The 18,608-nt window shown below is 45.8% G+C and carries 11 protein-coding genes; 4 read left to right on the top strand and 7 right to left on the bottom strand.

Annotated features, from left to right (window positions below):
- Positions 1 to 20: 20 nt before the first annotated feature.
- Positions 21 to 2,477: an O-antigen ligase family protein gene (locus MHI21_RS22785; RefSeq protein ID WP_342418946.1), complete on the top strand. Its 2,457-nt coding sequence runs from the start codon at positions 21 to 23 to the stop codon at positions 2,475 to 2,477.
- Positions 2,478 to 2,561: 84 nt separating this feature from the next.
- On the opposite strand, the gene galU is transcribed toward MHI21_RS22785, so the two are convergent.
- Positions 2,562 to 3,443 carry a UTP--glucose-1-phosphate uridylyltransferase GalU gene (gene galU / locus MHI21_RS22790; protein ID WP_342418947.1) on the bottom strand — a complete coding sequence of 294 codons (882 nt, stop codon included), beginning with the start codon at positions 3,441 to 3,443 and terminating at the stop codon, positions 2,562 to 2,564.
- Between the two features lie 188 nt (positions 3,444 to 3,631).
- On the opposite strand from galU, the gene MHI21_RS22795 reads away from it, so the two are divergent.
- Positions 3,632 to 4,663 carry a glycosyltransferase family 2 protein gene (locus MHI21_RS22795; RefSeq protein ID WP_076294076.1) on the top strand — a complete coding sequence of 344 codons (1,032 nt, stop codon included), beginning with the start codon at positions 3,632 to 3,634 and terminating at the stop codon, positions 4,661 to 4,663.
- Positions 4,664 to 4,677: 14 nt separating this feature from the next.
- Positions 4,678 to 5,115 (top strand): GtrA family protein, encoded by a 438-nt coding sequence (locus MHI21_RS22800; RefSeq protein WP_257785374.1) that lies wholly within the window; start codon positions 4,678 to 4,680, stop codon positions 5,113 to 5,115.
- Positions 5,116 to 5,251: 136 nt separating this feature from the next.
- Here MHI21_RS22800 and MHI21_RS22805 read toward each other — a convergent pair whose 3' ends face one another.
- The 4 genes from MHI21_RS22805 to MHI21_RS22820 all read right to left on the bottom strand — a co-directional run bounded on the left by MHI21_RS22805 (position 5,252) and on the right by MHI21_RS22820 (position 12,023).
- A complete protein-coding gene (locus tag MHI21_RS22805) occupies positions 5,252 to 7,762 on the bottom strand; it encodes a DUF3656 domain-containing protein (RefSeq protein WP_342418948.1) in 2,511 nt (836 codons plus the stop codon).
- A gap of 419 nt (positions 7,763 to 8,181) precedes the next feature.
- Positions 8,182 to 8,622 (bottom strand): GNAT family N-acetyltransferase, encoded by a 441-nt coding sequence (locus MHI21_RS22810; protein ID WP_165177605.1) that lies wholly within the window; start codon positions 8,620 to 8,622, stop codon positions 8,182 to 8,184.
- 193 nt (positions 8,623 to 8,815) lie between these two features.
- Positions 8,816 to 10,729, bottom strand: a complete 1,914-nt coding sequence (locus MHI21_RS22815; protein ID WP_103047476.1) for a stalk domain-containing protein — start codon at positions 10,727 to 10,729, stop codon at positions 8,816 to 8,818.
- Between the two features lie 49 nt (positions 10,730 to 10,778).
- Positions 10,779 to 12,023 carry a trypsin-like peptidase domain-containing protein gene (locus MHI21_RS22820; protein WP_053326213.1) on the bottom strand — a complete coding sequence of 415 codons (1,245 nt, stop codon included), beginning with the start codon at positions 12,021 to 12,023 and terminating at the stop codon, positions 10,779 to 10,781.
- A gap of 359 nt (positions 12,024 to 12,382) precedes the next feature.
- Here MHI21_RS22820 and MHI21_RS22825 point away from each other — a divergent pair, with 359 nt between their 5' ends.
- Positions 12,383 to 14,008, top strand: a complete 1,626-nt coding sequence (locus MHI21_RS22825) for a nitrite/sulfite reductase (protein ID WP_165177609.1) — start codon at positions 12,383 to 12,385, stop codon at positions 14,006 to 14,008.
- Between the two features lie 112 nt (positions 14,009 to 14,120).
- Here the strand turns inward: MHI21_RS22825 and MHI21_RS22830 are convergent, their stop codons facing one another.
- Both MHI21_RS22830 and uvrA read right to left on the bottom strand, forming a co-directional pair.
- The gene (locus tag MHI21_RS22830) at positions 14,121 to 15,332 is read right to left on the bottom strand and encodes a hypothetical protein (RefSeq protein ID WP_165177611.1); all 1,212 of its coding nucleotides are present in this window, start codon (positions 15,330 to 15,332) and stop codon (positions 14,121 to 14,123) included.
- Positions 15,333 to 15,742: 410 nt separating this feature from the next.
- Positions 15,743 to 18,604 (bottom strand): excinuclease ABC subunit UvrA, encoded by a 2,862-nt coding sequence (gene uvrA / locus MHI21_RS22835; protein ID WP_165177613.1) that lies wholly within the window; start codon positions 18,602 to 18,604, stop codon positions 15,743 to 15,745.
- Positions 18,605 to 18,608: the final 4 nt, after the last annotated feature.

The raw sequence follows: 18,608 nt of genomic DNA on the forward strand, positions 1-18,608 counted from the left end.
AGAAAAGGAGATTGTAAACCTTGTCGAATCCAGTATACGGGAAACAGGCCAAAACGTCGACCCGTGACGATAAAAGGCCGGCTATGTTTTGGGTGTTAATTGTTGGCATGATTTTGTTTTTAGCTTGGGCTCCCTTCCAGGCTGCACTTTTTAATGGGCAAATGCTCGATTTTGAAAAGCCTCTCTATTGGGCTGTTATCATCGCCTCGATTCTGTTGATCCTGGCAATCGTATCTTATTATAAAAAATTCAAGCTGGAAGAGCAAAGGGATTGGCTGGCTGTATTAGTACTGCTGCTTCCCCTGTCTTATGTGCTTTCACTGACTTCAGCAGCTTCGCATTACCTGGCCATGAATATGGTGGTGGTACAGTGCATATATGCCGCTCTGTTTATCATCTCAATCTATCTACTCCAGGATCGCTTAGGCAATAAGATTATTCACAATCTGATTATGACTGTTGCTTATGTCATTGTAGGCTTTGGCTTTATTAACTGGTTCGGACAGTGGGTAATTGCTGGCAAGATGGTAGGCTGGTTTACCCAATATGTATATCAGTATCGTTATACCAATGCAGTTATGACAGATACAAATGGTCTCCGGCTGACATCCGTGTTTCAATATGCGAATACATATGCGGCCTTTCTAATGGCTTTTCTATTCGCTGCCGTTTTTTGTTTAATGAAATCAAAATCATGGTATGGCAAAGCTACTCATGGTTTCATGTTGGTGCCCATTCTGGTCTCGCTGTTCCTGACCTTATCACGGGGCGGTCTGGTTATGCTGCCAGTCGTGTTCGTCCTGCTCTTGCTTTTCCTTAAACCTGCACGCCAAATTATATGGATTTTGCATTGCGCCATTGCTGGTGTAGCGTCAATATCTATCTTGTCGCCGATTACAAATATGGGATTACAACTCAATAAGACCTACAACGGCGGAGAGGCTGCCAAGGCTTGGGGATTACTTATTGGAGTCTCCCTTGCTGTAGCTGTTGTACTGTGGCTTGTTGAACGTTATCTGGCGCCGAAGTTGGAAAGTGCCCTCACAGGCTGGACTTCCCGTAAGTTATCCAACCTGTGGCTGCCTGTCGGATCAGTTGTCGTGATTGGCTTGCTGGCTTTTCTGTTTATTGGAACTGGCCTGCGCAGCGTACTACCAGAAAACGTCCAGGTCCGGTTTGAAAATATCAATTTCCGGCAGCATAGTGTACTAGAACGACTTGTATTCTATCAGGATGCTGCCAAATCGATTAAAGATCATCCTGTTATTGGCACCGGCGGCGGCGGTTGGGCTACTTTATATGAGAAATACCAAGACTATCCTTACACAAGCCGTCAGGCCCATAACTTCTTCATGCAGTACCTGGTTGAAGTTGGTATTCTCGGTTTTGTAATTTTCATGTCATTTATCTTATTTATTTTCTACAAATATATCCGTAACTATATTAGACAAAATGATGAAGAACGGGATTCTCACTTTCTGTATCTCATTTTGGCGCTCTCGATCTTACTTCATAGCTTGCTGGACTTTAATCTGAGCTACGTGTTCATGGGCATACTGATATTTATGAGTCTTGGTGGTATGGCCGCTGCTATGGACAGCAAACCTCTTAGACGCTTGTCCATGAGTACTTCTGGTTTCCGAATCATGTATAGTGCAGTCATCGGCATTCTAAGCATTGTGGTGCTTTTTGCAGGTCTCCGCTTCGTGCAATCGGCCAATGCTGCCACATCTGCCAAACAGATCATGGCGGTCAGCACATCTTTTGAGGAAATCCAAAGTGCCATTAATAAGGATCTTGAACTTCGTCCTACGCACCCAGATTCGGTTATAAGATTGGCTGCACTGTACAAGAATGTGTATGATCAAACGAAAAAAGAGGAATTTTATAATGCTGCAATAGAGGTACTTAATACGGGCCTGAAGGCAGAACCGTATAATAAAATCATGTATAACTCCAAAGTTAACCTTTTAAAAGCAAAAGGTGAGCATGAGCAAGCCTTCAGTATTTTGGAAAATAACATTTCCAACTTCAAATGGGACAATGACTGGTACAACATGTTGATTACTCAAGCTTACTCTATTGGTGATAAGGCACGTGAACAGAAGGACACCGCCAAGGAGCAGAAATATTTCCAAGCAGGCCTTGCTGCTTACCAGCAGGTTCTGGATGGGGTAGCTCATATTAAAACGGTTCCACCTGAAATTCAGTTGACACGTACTTTTGAGGTAACTCCAGGTATTGCGCTCAGCACTGGCAAAATTGAATTCATGTCAGGCAAGCCTGCAGAGGCTGCAAGCATCCTCAAAAACGGCTTGAAAGACGACCTGAGCGACGCTACAAATCGTGAGATTGCTCGATATTATATCGTCGCTCTGCAAAAGCAAGGGCAGGATGACAAAGCATTGTACGATAAACTAATAAAAGCTGATCCGAAGGAGAAAGAGCAAATTGCTCAGTTGAAATCGGAGAAATAGTAACACAAAAAGAGACTATCAGATGATGTTATATCATTCGATAGTCTCTTTTTTATTTTGAGAAAGAGAGGTTTGGTGAGGTGTTTATTTTTGTTGGTCAATCTTTTCAATAACCTGTCTCATATAAGCCAGAACTTCATCCTTGATTTCGCTATGCTGCAGAGCATAATGAATAGTAGTTTCAATGAATCCCAATTTCTCGCCAACGTCATGGCGATTCCCGTCAAATTCGTAGGCCAGGATCGGATTCTTCTCTCCCAGTTTGGACAATGCGTCCGTCAACTGAATTTCACCGCCTACTCCTGCGGATTGTTGACCTAGTATATCAAAAATATCGGGCGTCAGGATATAACGTCCCATGATCGCCAAGTTGGAGGTTGCTTCTTCCTTCTTTGGCTTTTCTACCAATCGTTCCGCCTCAGAGATTTTGGAAGTAATTGCATGACCTTCAACTATGCCGTAACGATGTACCTCGTTCCAATCCACTTGTTTTACACCTACAACAGAACGCTGATACTCATCGAACACGTCTATCATCTGTTTGAGGCACGGATTCTCAGACTCAACGATGTCATCCCCTAAAAGGACGGCAAAAGGTTCGTCACCGATAAACTTACGTGCACACCAGATGGCATGCCCCAACCCTTTAGGTTCCTTTTGACGAATATAGTGGATATCTGCCATCTCCGATGGTTTACGCACTTCATTGAGCAGATCCCATTTTTCCTTCGCAGTCAAATTATGCTCCAGCTCAAAGGAGTAGTCAAAATGATCCTCAATCGCCCTTTTGCCTTTACCAGTAACGATAATGATATCCTCTATACCAGATGCAACAGCCTCTTCAATAATATATTGAATTGTTGGTTTGTCTACAATGGGAAGCATCTCTTTAGGCATGGCTTTCGTAGCAGGAAGGAACCGGGTTCCTAATCCCGCAGCAGGAATAATCGCTTTACGGATTTTCATAGGTTAAAACTCCTTTTCAACAAAACTTACTAAATTATTCAATAATTCGATTAACGTTTGTAAATTGCTAATAGTTTATTATAGCACTTAGTCATTGCAATGTTATATAATTTAAGTAAACCATATTATAAACTAAAAAGGATAGAAATTTGAGTACCAGATATGCCAAAATTTAAGGAGAGAGTTCTTTGGATTCAATAATCAGTAACCCTGTTTTAACGTTAGTTATTCCCTGTTATAACGAAGAAGAGGTACTGCCTGAAACTATAAGCAGACTTACGGTCATTCTTGAGGAGTTGGCAGAGAGCCAGCTCATTTCTAAACATAGTAAAATGTTGTTTGTTGATGATGGTAGCCGTGATAAAACATGGGACATCATAGCATCATATAATCTAAAAAATCCTTTTGTCAGTGGTCTCAAATTGGCGAAAAATGCCGGCCATCAAAACGCCCTATTATCTGGGTTAATGGAAGCTAAAGAGACATCTGATTGTGTGATATCCGTTGACGCTGACCTGCAGGATGATCTCAATGCCATCCGAGAATTTATAATAAAGTTCAAAGAAGGTTATGACATCGTATATGGGGTTCGAAAAAGTAGAACCACCGACACATTCTTCAAGCGTTCAACAGCCCAAGGCTTTTATCGTGTTATGAGTAAAATGGGAGTCAATATTGTATACAATCATGCGGATTACCGTTTAATGAGCAAAAGAGTTCTCCAGGAATTAAGCAACTTTAAAGAGGTAAATCTCTTTTTACGTGGTCTAGTTCCGTTAATAGGTTATAAGTCTACTGAAGTTTATTACGATCGACATGAACGCTTTGCAGGAGAATCCAAATATCCTTTAAAGAAAATGCTCGCTTTTGCTTTCGATGGAATCACTTCATTTAGTATAACCCCAATCCGGCTTATCTCAGCGGTAGGTTTTGCAATGTTTGGCATAAGCTTATTAATAGCTGTGTATACCATTATTAGTAAGCTCCTTGGAACCACTGTCTGGGGCTGGTCTTCTTTAATGTTGTCCATCTGGTTCATAGGTGGTCTGCAACTTGTAGCACTGGGGCTCATTGGCGAATATATCGGTAAAATATATAAAGAGGTAAAACAAAGACCCAAATATATTATTGAGACCCTATTAGATTCCCAGAGCACCCTAGATACTGAAAACACAAAAAAAGTGAAAAATAGTGAGAGGGAAGCTGTGGCTGTCCAATAAACAGATGCGAACAGGTGACTAATTTGACTTTATTTCAGAATAGCTTTTTCCGTTTTCTTGTCGTAGGTGTCCTAAATACAATATGCGGCATGTCCGTCATGTTCCTGCTCTTTAATACTTTAGGGACTAACTACTGGTTATCGACCTTTATTGGTAATTCTGTAGGTGCCACTGTAAGCTATTTCTTAAACAAAAGATTTACTTTCAAAAACAATGCAAGCCATGGACAGACCATTTGGAAGTTTGTCTTTATCATATTGATATGCTATTTACTATCGTATTGTCTCAGCTATCTAATCAGCCACTTCCTGATCTCAAGTCTGAGTATTAAAAACAATGCAATTTTAGGCAATCTGTCCATCCTAATCGGGAATATCTTCTATACTTTAATTAATTATGTCGGGCAAAAATTCATTGTTTTTTCCAAAAAAACGAAAGTCCAGAAAGTATAACAATACGAGATTCATAATATTTCAAATGGACTTATTGATAAAAATAGGGTATGTGCTCTCAAAGCACATACCCTATTTTTTCTTTTTCTACGTTCAAATATCAAAATAAATAACTGTGATAACCTATAGCATCCTTTTACTTCACCAGCTGCCCACGTGTAACACCCAACTGATTCGTCGCTTTCAGCGTCTTCCATACTTGTGTTCCACTGATTTCTCCGCGCAGGGCACGGTTATAGAGATCAATAACCTCATGCACTTGCTCCGGTGTCTCCTCCAAAAATTCCACGCGGTAACGGGACACGCCCAGCCCCAGGAAGTTGGACAGATATTCCGCGCCGGATTGCTCAATCGCGTTGTACACCGTGTTGCGGCAGCCTTCGTCCACACGGACCGGATGAGACATACCAATTCGATCACGCAGGGATGCGCGATGGTCCTCACATGGACGTCCACAGTTAGTGTAGTCGGTGCCTTCACTCATAAAGGTGCAGTATACGCAATGTTCAGTATGGAACATTGGCATATGCTGCTGGATCACGATCTCCAGCTTATCAGTACGTGTACGTCTGAGCATATCGACCATTTGCTGAATGTTCAGATCGTACGAAGGCGTAACCAGGTCGCAGCCGGAATCCAGGAACAGATCAGCCGCTTTATGGTTGGCTATGTTCAGCGAGAAGTCACCAATCAATTGCGGGTGATGTGCGTCCGGGTTCTCCAACCGATGTCGCAAGTAGAAATACAGTGCCCCTGGATTGCGTACCAACACAGCATCCGGCTTCAAGCGCAGGATGTTGTTGTGGTAGCCATTTTCACCCGGCATGTGAATACGCGGGGTCGCCAGCGCAATTCGGCGGCCTGCAGCGTGCACAGCCTCTACAGCTGCCGGGAATTGCTTGATGAACTCGAAGTCGGCGTAGATGAATTCCACGCCGGCCTCGAGCGCAGCCTCCACCTGAGGGAGGCTGCGGCACAACGCGGTCAGCTCTGCCTGACCGCGTGCCACAGACGATGCCGGAGCCGATGCATCGTCATACACCTCGACCGCCCGTTTCGTGTACACGGGCGGTTTGGGACGCTCGCCCGCGAGCAGTTCCACCGCCTGACGGCGGATACCGTTCAGCTCGCGCATCGGCACGATGACGTCCCCATGCAGATGGACGTCCAGTTCTTCCAGCTGGAACACCGTTCCGCCCAGTCGGCCGAACTGCTCTTCGAGCAGTTCATGCGTCATCGGACGCTTCTGGGCAATTTCGAGTTCCAGCTCGGAGTCCACGCGGACCGTTGTGCCTTTCTGCACGTCGGTCCACCATGTCGACAGCGGCTGCCCTGGGGAGCCGCTGACCCGCACATGTACCGGGAAGACCCGGTACGGCTTGTCCGTGTCGTACGACTGGCGCAGACGTTTGTCCAGCGCTGGGTCGTTGGTCTTCCAAATGCGGTCGCCCACGTGCACACGGCGCAGATCCACATCGTTGCGTCCCGCTACGATGTCGATGATCCAGCCTTCTCCGGCTTCGCCTTCAATCTTCACGCCTTTGCGGCGGATATCGTATACGCGTCCGCCTTCTTCTTTTTGCGTGGGATCTCCCGCATCGAATACAATCCCATCGCCACGCTTGAGCGGGGCATCAATACGGCATACTACGCCATCACGAAGGATTTGTTCCACTCGGCCCAGATACACCCCACGGCTTTTCGGAAACGTACCGTCAACCAGCTTCTTATTATTGGTTCCTTCGAGAAAACCGTGCGTAAAGCCGCGTGAAAAGCTCTGCTGCAGCTCGCGGATATCTTCTTTGCTGGTCTTGGACGTATCGCCATCAAAATACTTATCAATGGCCTTGCGGTACTTGCTGACCACATTTGCCACATATTCAGGTGTTTTCAGTCGCCCTTCAATTTTAAAAGAAACAACACCCGCGTCGATCAGTTCAGGCATCAAGTCAATCGCTGCCAGATCCTTAGGTGACAGCAGATACGTCACATCTGCCATTGGTTTCTGCTCTCCATCCACCATCAGATCGTAAGGCAAACGACATGCCTGTGCACACTCACCACGGTTAGCAGAGCGGCCGCCCCACATTTCTGAAGTCAGGCATTGGCCAGAATAAGATACGCATAACGCTCCATGTACGAATACCTCCATTGGAAGTCTCGCCTGATCGCCTATCTTTTGGATCTGTTTCAGGTTGTTTTCGCGTCCAAGCACGACCCGTTCCATATTGTACGGCTTTGTAAACTCTACCGCTTCCGGCGAAGTGATCGTCATTTGGGTAGAACCATGAATCGGAAAATCCGGTGAAATGTCGCGGATCATTTTCACCAGGCCCATATCCTGGACAATTAAGGCATCGACTCCAGCATCAATACAGGCATCGACCAGCTCCTTAGCGTCCTCCAACTCGTTTTCAAATACCAATATATTGAATGTTAAAAAACCTTTAACCCCATAGCTATGCAAAAACGCCATAATTTCAGGCAATTCCTCCATGCGGAAATTATTCGCCCGTGCTCGTGCGTTGAACTTTTCCACCCCGAAAAAGATCGCATCAGCCCCGTTTGCCACCGCCGCACGCATACAATCCCAGTCACCGGCTGGTGCCAGAAGCTCAACATCTTCTCTTCGTACTGCTGATTTCATTATTGCCCTCCCCATATGCTGAAAACGAATGATCCCCCGAGGAATAATCGTTGTTTTCAGGGCAGCTATGCTGCTTACTTGGTAATCTCATGGATGTTCCATAGACTCATTCCAAAGCTGATCATGGTCAGGGGAATGGAAGCCTACTAAGAATCATATTTTAAATCCTATCCGTCTCTATCATCTTGTCCGATCATCCACACACTGAACCATCGGTTCCTCGCGTGAATTACATCCAACTCAAAAAATCCGCATCACAAACATCTGCGGCAGAATCATTCTTATCTTGTAACTAATCTAGTGTACCAGACTGCGACCTAAGCTTCTACACTTTCCAAGCGATTCCTTTAAAAAATAATACTAAAAACACCTCCAATCCCGTCAAGCGGTGCTTTGGAGGTGAGTCATCCTATCATTAACTAGGCAAACCTATACTTCGCAAGCATTTCTCCCCAGGGTGATATTCCCTTCTCCCTGAAGCCTGATTTACTGTATAGCTTTCTAGCTAGTTCATTGTCTGGTTTATACCCAATCATGATAACATCCGTCCTATCACTGGCTTTCCTTATTTCGTCGATAACCAGCAACATCGCATTGTAGCCATAACCTTGACCTTGAAATCTTTCGTCAATCATAAATCGGTAAACCCAGTAATTTCCGTCATCCGGGTCTAAACCATACATTGTAAAACCAATTAATTCGTCATCATTATAAATTGCTTTAGATAAAAATCCATCTAAAAACTGACATTCCGCAATCGAAAAAAGGTTAGATACCATAAATCTTTTTTGCTCAGGTGTCGGTTCAAGTTCGGCACATGCTTCCCAATTATGTTTGTCGACTGCTTTTAGCGTAATCATTTTGGATTCCTCCTATACGGGGAAATCCGTATAGACTTCCCTAGTGCTTACTTCACTCATTATAAGATTGGCGGTATTTGGCGGGCGCCAGTGAAGCGGGCCATTTGAATCCGAAGAAGCGTCAGCGCTCGTAGGCTCAAATGGCCCGCGTAGCGCTTCCCCCACAACCTCGCTAATCTTTTACCTACACCTTCTACTTCACAAAATTAAACGAATTTAACGTCGAATCCAGTGCGTTAGACTGTACAGCCGTGTTGTTCGCATCATTTAATGTTGTTGTCACAGTATACGTTTTTCCGTCACGTTCCAAAACCAATTGGTGGCCCGTGTAGCCAATGCCTTCCTCTATACGATGGAATGTAAAGGACACTGCCGGAACACCAGCAAACGTTACGTCCTTAACTTCCTCAACTTTGAGGTTTTTGTAGTTCTTTGCTTGCTTATCATAGAAGTCCTTGAGCTGGGATACCGTTAGTTCAAATGATTGGTCGTTGTCGATTTTGATGGAAAAACGTCCTCCGGTAAACTGGTACTCTACATCACCCAATTCAAATTGATCGCTAATCGCGGTCCAATATCGTGGGATATTCACCGTATATTCATAGGCTTTTGACGTCTTTTTGACCGTTTTCGTTTTGTCCGTCAAATAGTCGTCTTCTTCCAACTGTCCAAAGTTACTTGCTACGGTTTGAAAATCGATTTGAAGCGAGGAAATGAGCGCATTGAACTGATCATTTCCTTTGCTTACTTTTTCAGGCACTGCGTATTCAGCCAAATAGCGGTATCCATTTTGCTGAATCAGCACATTGTACTCTTTGACCCATCCATCGCCAAAATTATAGCGGTACTCCTGTACTAATCCTTGAACGCCTGCAACCTCCAGCGGATACGTCTTCTGTGCCTCATAAGCCGTAGACACAAATGAATCGCTCAGCCATTTTTGCAGTTGCTGGCCCCAGTTCTCCAACTTTCCATCCGCTGGAGCCGAGGTTATTTTCATGCGGAAGCTCGATCCATCATTACTTTCATATTGCATCCGTTGATCGTCCATTTTCCAGCCTGCGGGTATGCTGAGTGACACACCGTAGTCTGGATTTCCGGCCTCGCGTGTGCCTCCTACGACAGTGGACAAGTCTTTAATACTTTTATCCTGCGCATTAAAAGAGGTCTTGAAGGAATTTAACAGTCCCGCATACTGAGCCAGATCTTTATAATTCGTTGCTTTAGCATCGGAAAAATAAACTACATACAATCGCCCGTTATCATAGTACTGACGATTTTCCCACAGTACGCCGTCCCCATCCTTCGTAATGACACGAGCATAAGGTACCTTCGCTTTCGGGAAGGATTTTCGATCGATCACAGTTTCTCCCGTTTCCTTGGCTGCCTGCACTAATTGTTGCAACAGATCGTCCGCATTCAGTGGAACCGGCTGTGACGCTGTGTGCACCTCCATATAGTAGGCACTGTTCTCATCCATAAAAGTGGAGATACTCTCATCTCCACCTCCCTGACCGATGACGAGACCTGTTGGATAGTTCATAGACCAGCCATAGTAACTGTTCCCGATCTGCGTCTTGCCCTCATCATTATCAATGTTCGGTGTCTCTTCAGCTACCGTGCCCGCCTCTTCTTGTGCTTCCATCCGGATAATGATTCCGGCGCCGTTCTTCTCCAACTTACCGCCAAGCCCTTCTGCTACTTGACGCAGAGGCACCATGAGAATACCTGATGACATTTCCGGTGGAGCTGGAAGTGTCACCTTGTGACCTCTCACCCAAGCAGTACGGCTACCAATGGTCAGCGATACAACATGAGTTCCGCTAGTGATTTTAACCACATTATCTTCAGCCAATCGAATTTTGCTGTTAAATGCCTTTTTAAAAATACCAGCTGGAACCATCAGTGCACCACTTTTTGAATATGGCTTCGTAATATTGGCATTATGGCCGTTCACGATGGCTGTATTGCTGCCGCTTTGCAACCGCAATTCCAGCATGGTTTTATCATGATCTGCTGCAACTGCTGGCAAAGCGGAAAGCAGAAGGGACAATGCGACAGCGCCGACCCCCAGCTTACGCATCATTTTTCTTTGAATATGCTTCACAGTAAATCTCCCTTTAGCTTTATTTTATAGATTCAAGTGCCGTAATTGTTCACTTTCCAGTAGTTGCCCCTTGAGCTGGCTCCGATGTTTCCTTAGGAAGCGCTACGCCGCCATCTTCAGCGGCCTCCGAACCGTTCGAATCTTCACCATCTTCTCCAGACTGAATGGACTCATAGATTTCACCATTATCCTGTGTCAGTACTAGCTTGCGCTTCACAATATCACCGTCCGACTGCATTAGTACACTCACCGTTTGACCTGGTTGATAGTTTTTAAGCAGCTCATTGACATCAATGGCCGAAGCCACACGCTTACCGTTAATGCTATACAGCTCATCGCCTTCCTTGATTTTGGCCTGAATGGCATTGGCTGAGGTAATTTTCGTAACTTTCAGAGGGTCCTCGGTAGGTAATCCAACGATAGCTGACCAGCTCTCTTCCAGACTCAGACCAAGACTGGCGCGCCGAACCTCTCCGTATTTGAAAAATTGGCCGATGACATATTTCACCGTATCCGACGGAATCGAAAAGCCCATATTTTCAATGCCGACCGCCGAGAATTTCATCGTATTGATTCCAATGACCTCACCCTTGAGATTGACCAGCGGACCGCCGCTGTTACCAGGATTGATCGCGGTATCACTTTGGATCAAACGATAAGCAGCGTTGACACCACGGTTCAGCCCGCTAACAACACCTGAGGTTGCCGAATTGCGAAGTGAAAAGGATATAGGCGTACCAATAGCCACTACCTGCTCACCTACCTGTAGACTGTTCGTTGAAGCTGCCAAGGTGGCGGGTTTGAGGCCGCTTGCCTTGATTTTGACTAATGCCAAATCACTGATCGGATCGCTGTAGCTGTCGGTGATTCCGTAAGATTTTCCGTCCGAGGTTACGACCACGGCATCACCTAATCCTTCGATAACATGTGCATTCGTCACAATCCATCCATCGGTACGAATGATAACACCCGTGCCGTGAGCCAGGTTGTATCGATCTCCTCCTGCCACGGTCTCTCCCGTGGCTGAACGGCCAATGATACCGACCACAGAAGGAGATACATTTTTAACCACCTGCGGCACACGATCGGCCGATAACGTATATGTACCATTTGCGCTGTTATATGCGCCGCTGGTTCCTAATGCTTTATTCATATCGCTTACATTAACATAGACCCCACCATTAATGACTTTGGCCTTTAACGCAGTCCCACTGCTGGCTGCACCTGCCGTTCCAGAAATACATAGAGCGCTGCCCAAAGCCAGAACAACTGCCCTTTTCCCCATCTTACGCATATACTCACCATTTCCTCTCTTACATGACCCTGTTCTATCAGTTAGTCCAAATCTACCATAGAGGGGACACGTATACAATCGCTTTAAGCCCTATCTTTTTCTAAAAGGCGCCGTTTGCTACATCCCTGTCCTCTCATGCTATTTATATTATAAATTTTCCAAATCCTTATATCAAAAAAATAAGCAAAAACGATAAATAATCGTTATACCGTTTAGGTCATTCCTTCGTTTACGGGCATAACCAACTGTGATACCATCACATTATATCTTAGTTTTATTGTCGGAAATAAAGAATAAAATCATGAATCCTCTATCCAAAACACTAAAGTATAAATAAGCACCTACAGGAGGTTAAAAGAATGGCCTACGAACCAATCTGGAACGCTCATCCCGATAAGCTTAACAAATTCGAGTTAGTCAAGCTGGAAAAGGACGGTCTCGACGTTATCCGTACCATTATTGAAAACTATGCCAACGAAGGCTATGACTCGATCTCTGCGGACGATATGGACCGTTTCAAATGGGCTGGGGTATATCAGCAAAAGCCCAAGGATGGTCATTTCATGATGCGGGTCCGCATCAACACAGGGATCATGACTTCAGCACAGGCACATGCATTGGCGGACATATCCGCGCTATATGGACGCGGTCTTGTGGATGTCACCACTCGCCAGGCGATTCAATTTCACTGGCTGACGGTCGAAAGCTTGCCCGATATTTTCGAAAGACTGGAAAAAGTCAATTTGTATTCCTTTGAAGCCTGTGGAGACTGCCCGCGTACCATTGTCGGTAATCCGCTGGCTGGCATCGATCCCAATGAATTGGTGGATACCCAGGAGATTGTAGATGAAGTAAACCGCTTTTTCTTATTAAATCGAGACTTCTCCAATCTGCCACGTAAGTACAAAATGTCTATCTCCGGTAATACGTACAACAATGCACAGGCTGAAATTAACGACCTGTCCTTCACTCCGGCCACCAAGATCCTCGACGGAAAAGAAGTGATCGGCTTCCATGTGATGGTTGGTGGAGGTTTGTCCGCCAAGCCACATATGGCACAGTCTCTGGATTTGTTTGTTCGTCCTGAGGAAGTACTGAAGGTTGCTATTGCTGTCACCACCATTTTCCGTGATTACGGCTATCGGGAAAAGCGGCACCATGCCCGCTTGAAATTCCTCGTTGCCGATTGGGGCCCAGACAAATTTCTGGCTAAGCTCACCGAGTACATCGGTGAAATGCCCGGACGAGGCGAGGACAAAACGATTGGCTGGCAAGCCGCCTATTTTGACGGTGTGCATCCTCAAGCTCAAAAAGGTCTGAACTATGTCGGTCTGAACGTGCCTGTCGGTCGCCTTAGTGCTGATGAGTTACATGAACTGGCCGACCTGGCTGACCGCTATGGCGATGGTCAGATTCGTACCACGATGTCGCAAAATATTTTGCTGAGCGGCGTGCCGGATGAGCAAGTGGATGAACTACTGGAAGCCCCCGTGCTGCAACGCCTGACACCACAGCCCAAGCATTTTATGAGCCGTACAGTATCGTGCACAGGAAATGAGTTTTGCAATCTGGCGATAGTGGAAACCAAAAAACGGGCGGTTGACGTTGCCGAGTATTTGGATCAGCACGTACAATTGGATGAAAAAGTGCGCATTCATTTTATCGGTTGCCCGAATTCCTGCGGTCAAAAGCATATTGCGGACATTGGTCTGCAAGGCTCGCTTATTAAGACACCGGAAGGCTTGGTCGACGCGTTCGATATCGCTGTCGGCGGAGCGCTTGGAGCAGGCGCCCAGTTTAACAAGGCGCTCAAAGGTCGCGTACGCGGGGATCAGGTTGGACCTGTACTGGCAGAGCTCATTCTGTTCTACAAAGAAAATAGGAGCGCTGGCGAAAGCTTTTACGCATATGTACAGCGTGTAGGTATTCCGACTTTCCAGGAAAAGCTGTCTGCCATTTTACAATCCAGCCACGTTGCATCCTAAATATAGAGTCTATTAACAGCCTGCTTGTATCACATATACAAGCAGGCTGTTTCTTATCGTCATACAACCTCGCAATATCCTTTCCCTCAATTTCACAAAAAAAGACACCGGATTACTCCGGTATCAATATTTTCGCAAAATCCAGTACTGTTGGCTTATGAGCTCCTGTTGTAGATGTCACCACCACGTAGCCTGAAGGTATCTTGTATATCAATCCCGTATCGTATCGGATGCCGAAGGAATTATCCTCCTTATAATGAGTCCTCGTTTCCCACACCTTCGTACCGTTTCCTTTCAGGCCTGTAATGGTGATGCCATGCATCTTCGTGGTTTTACCCAGTGGATCATATTGATCACTGAACTGGACATACAACTGCTCCTCAGGCAGATACACCCGGTCAGCCGCATAGTCCTCTGTATTACTAAATAATTGCAGACCATTACTAAGCACCTGTGTACGCTTGCTGTTTCCTTTAAGCCCTGTTACAGCAATATGACCGCTCGGCAACTCACGTACTGCGGCAATTTCTTTACCTGATCCTAAGTCCAGATGGATGTCACGAATATCGCGACCATATACATCTGCTTGTACCCCAACGGGACCATCTGAGCTGTTCAAAAGCGCATAATATCCATTGTGACTGCCGACCAGCCAACCCGAGGTCACTCCGGCCGTCGTTCGATTCCATTGTAGATCGCCAGTTTCAGTGTATTTGAGTACAGTGAAGGACTGCTCCGCAAGGTTTAGATAGGAGACCAGGAAACTGCCATCCTCCAGTGTCTCCAAACCAACCTGAGAATCCTGCCCATGAGAGATCAAGCCATCTGTGGGTAATGTTTTGGACCACAAGGTGTTTCCACCCTCGTCCAATCGTGAAGCCTGCACCTCTCGTATTCCGTTCGGTTTTGTATAATCAATCAGAAACAGCAAGCCACCATCCGACGTCTCCCGCTGGACTCCCCTGCTGCTTGTTCCGGGTTGTACGTTCAGGTCCTGCTGATGTTTCCATATAGCCTCCACAGAACTGTCCAGCTTGCCATATGTGACGTGTACTACACTTGCTTCTGTATCGTCCTCGACGTTCAGCATTAAAAACCCACCATTCGCTGCGGGTTGAATGTAATCATGAGCGTTTTCTAAATCCTTAATACTGCCAATTGCTGCACTTGTTTCGATTTCGGCTTGTTTGGGCGCAAACGCCTCGGACACCTCGGAGGCATAGGACGGTGCAGCACTATAACCCATCAAACATGCCGCCAAAGCAGCTCCTGCTGCCCATGTATACACACGTGTACGTAAAACTCTACTTTGCTTAACCTTCAAGCGTTCCAGCTCCCTTCATGACTTCCTCAGAGATGTTGTATGAACCTTAGATGTGATAAAACTACAGACGGTTTCGCTTCAACTTGTAATGGTTGTCACGCGGGCACGGAACTTCGTATGATGCTATATAATCATGATTTATATATTTACCTCTTCAAGCCCGAGCCTAAACATTCAAAACTCCAAAATTTAGAGCCTACTCAGAGACTTTCTGTCGATGAATATACGTATAGATTTATTATTCCAGCGCTTGGTAAACTATGTGTCACATGCTTTAACGCAGGAATTTGATAAAAGTTTTCTTTTTTTACAAAAAAAATAAAACCCTGCCAAGGCGAAGGCATCAATACAGTAGCTCGTATTCTGCCTTCCTGCCTATGCAGGGCTTTTAAAACTATGTTAAACGGTATCTATAGATCGACTGTCTGAAGCGCTTGGCTACGCTCTGTATCCCGTTCAAGGATCGGCTTTAAGTATCGACCTGTATAGGATTCTTCGACTTTCACAAGTTGCTCCGGTGTGCCGGTAGCCAAGATCGTTCCACCGCCGCTTCCGCCTTCTGGTCCCAAATCAATCAGATAATCGGCTGTTTTAATCACATCCAGATTATGCTCAATGACCAGCACCGTCTCTCCTGAATCAACCAAACGATGCAGCACCGTCAATAATCGGTCAATATCGTGAACATGCAGACCGGTTGTCGGCTCGTCCAAAATATAAATGGTTTTGCCTGTGCTGCGACGATACAATTCGGAGGCCAGCTTCACACGCTGTGCTTCACCGCCAGACAAGGTAGTCGCAGGCTGACCCAGCTTGATATACCCCAAACCTACATCCATCAGTGTCTGGATCTTGCGATGAATCTTCGGAATATTTTCAAAAAACTCCGTTGCATCCTCTACCGTCATCTCCAGCACATCGGCAATACTTTTCCCTTTGTATTTAACCTCTAGGGTCTCCCGGTTATAACGCTTGCCTTTACACACTTCGCATGGAACATACACATCCGGCAGAAAATGCATCTCAATCTTGATGATGCCGTCGCCTCTACAAGCTTCACAACGACCTCCCTTAACGTTAAAGCTAAAGCGGCCTTTCTTGTAGCCTCGTACTTTGGCCTCGTTCGTCTGCGAGAATAAGTCACGGATATCATCAAATACACCAGTATACGTTGCAGGATTGGAACGCGGTGTACGGCCAATTGGCGATTGATCGATCTCAACAACCTTTTCGATATGTTCTAGTCCGCGAATTTCTTTATGCTGCCCTGGACGTACTCTCGCCCGGTTCAGATCACGCGCCAACGTTTTGTACAAAATTTCGTTGACCAGTGTCGATTTTCCAGAGCCGGATACACCAGTAACAGCTGAGAAAACACCCAGCGGAATTTTGACATTCACATTTTTGAGATTGTTCTCCTTGGCTCCGCGAATCTCCAGCCATTTATCAGCAGGCTTGCGCCGCTCGGTATTGACCGGAATGAACTTACGTCCGCTCAAATACTGCCCGGTTAAGGAATTCGGGTCTTCCATAACTTCCTGCGGAGTCCCCTGCGACATGATCATCCCACCATGGATTCCAGCTCCTGGCCCAATATCAATGATATAGTCCGCCGCCATCATCGTATCTTCGTCATGCTCCACCACAATCAACGTATTGCCGAGATTCCGCATATGCTCCAAAGCACTTATCAGACGGTCATTATCTCGCTGATGCAGCCCGATACTAGGCTCGTCCAAAATATAAAGCACACCCATCAGACTGGACCCGATCTGTGTCGCCAGCCGGATACGCTGTGCTTCACCGCCTGACAACGTGCCTGCCGCACGACTTAAAGTCAGGTATTCCAGACCAACGTTAACGAGGAATCCCAGACGGCTGTTAATTTCTTTTAAAATGAGATTGGCAATCGACTTCTCCTTCTCACTCAGCTCCAGTGTATGGAAAAAGTTTGAAGCTTCACCGATAGACAAAGCTGTCACAAAAGCTATATTACGCTCTTGAATGGTTACCGACAGACTTTCTTTTTTCAGTCGGTGTCCCTTACAGGTGTTACATGGCTTTGCACTCATAAAGCCTTCAATAAATTCACGTATACCTTCAGAAGCCGTATCACGATAACGACGCTCCAGATTGGGGATAATCCCCTCAAAGGTCACATAGGCTTCCTTACGTTGACCAAAATCATTCTCATAGCGGAAACGGATCTTCTGCTCACCCGTTCCATGTAAAATGAGGTTCATTTGTTCTGTCGTCAATTGACTAACAGGAATGTCCTGCGGAATACCGTAGTGCTCGCATACTGACTGTAAAAATTGAGGATAATAAGTGGAAGTTCCACCACTCCAAGCCTGAAACGCTCCATCTTCCACACTTTTTTCAGGATCGGGAATGAGCAGATCAGGATCAACTACCATTTTAACTCCTAACCCATCACAATCTGGACAAGCGCCGAACGGACTATTAAAGGAAAACATTCTTGGAGACAGTTCATCTATGCTGAATCCACAAATAGGGCATGCAAAGTTGGAGCTGAAACGCAACTCCTCTTGCCCCATAATGTCTACAAGCAACTGCCCACCTGAAAGATTCAGTGCCGTCTCAATAGAGTCAGACAGACGCGCACGCACATCTTCTTTAACTACGATGCGGTCTACGACCACTTCAATCGAGTGCTTCTTGTTCTTTTCCAGCTCAATCTTCTCAGATAATTCACGTAGTTCTCCATTCACACGTACCCGTACAAAGCCCTGCTTGGCTATATCCGTGAACAGTGTTTTATGTTCACCTTTGCGGCCGGATACCAATGGAGCCAGAATCTGAAGTCTTGTCTTTTCAGGATACTGCAAAATGCGGTCTACCATCTGTTCAACGGTCTGTGAAGTAATTTCAATGCCATGTTCAGGACAATGAGGATGACCCACCCGAGCAAACAGTAACCGCAGGTAGTCATAGATTTCGGTAACCGTTCCGACAGTAGAACGCGGATTCCGACTTGTTGTTTTTTGGTCAATGGAAATGGCAGGAGACAGACCGTCAATCGAATCAACGTCTGGTTTCTCCATTTGCCCGAGGAATTGACGGGCATACGCAGATAAAGATTCCACATACCGCCGTTGCCCTTCCGCATAGATCGTATCGAAAGCCAGTGACGATTTACCTGAGCCGCTAAGCCCTGTCAGGACGACGAACTTGTCCCGTGGAATCGTCACGTCAATATTTTTGAGATTATGCGCGCGTGCGCCTTTGATGATGATGCTTTCATTCGCCAAATGT

The sequence above is a fragment of the Paenibacillus sp. FSL H8-0168 genome, assembly GCF_038592955.1.
Classification (GTDB): Bacteria; Bacillota; Bacilli; order Paenibacillales; family Paenibacillaceae; genus Paenibacillus; species Paenibacillus polymyxa_B.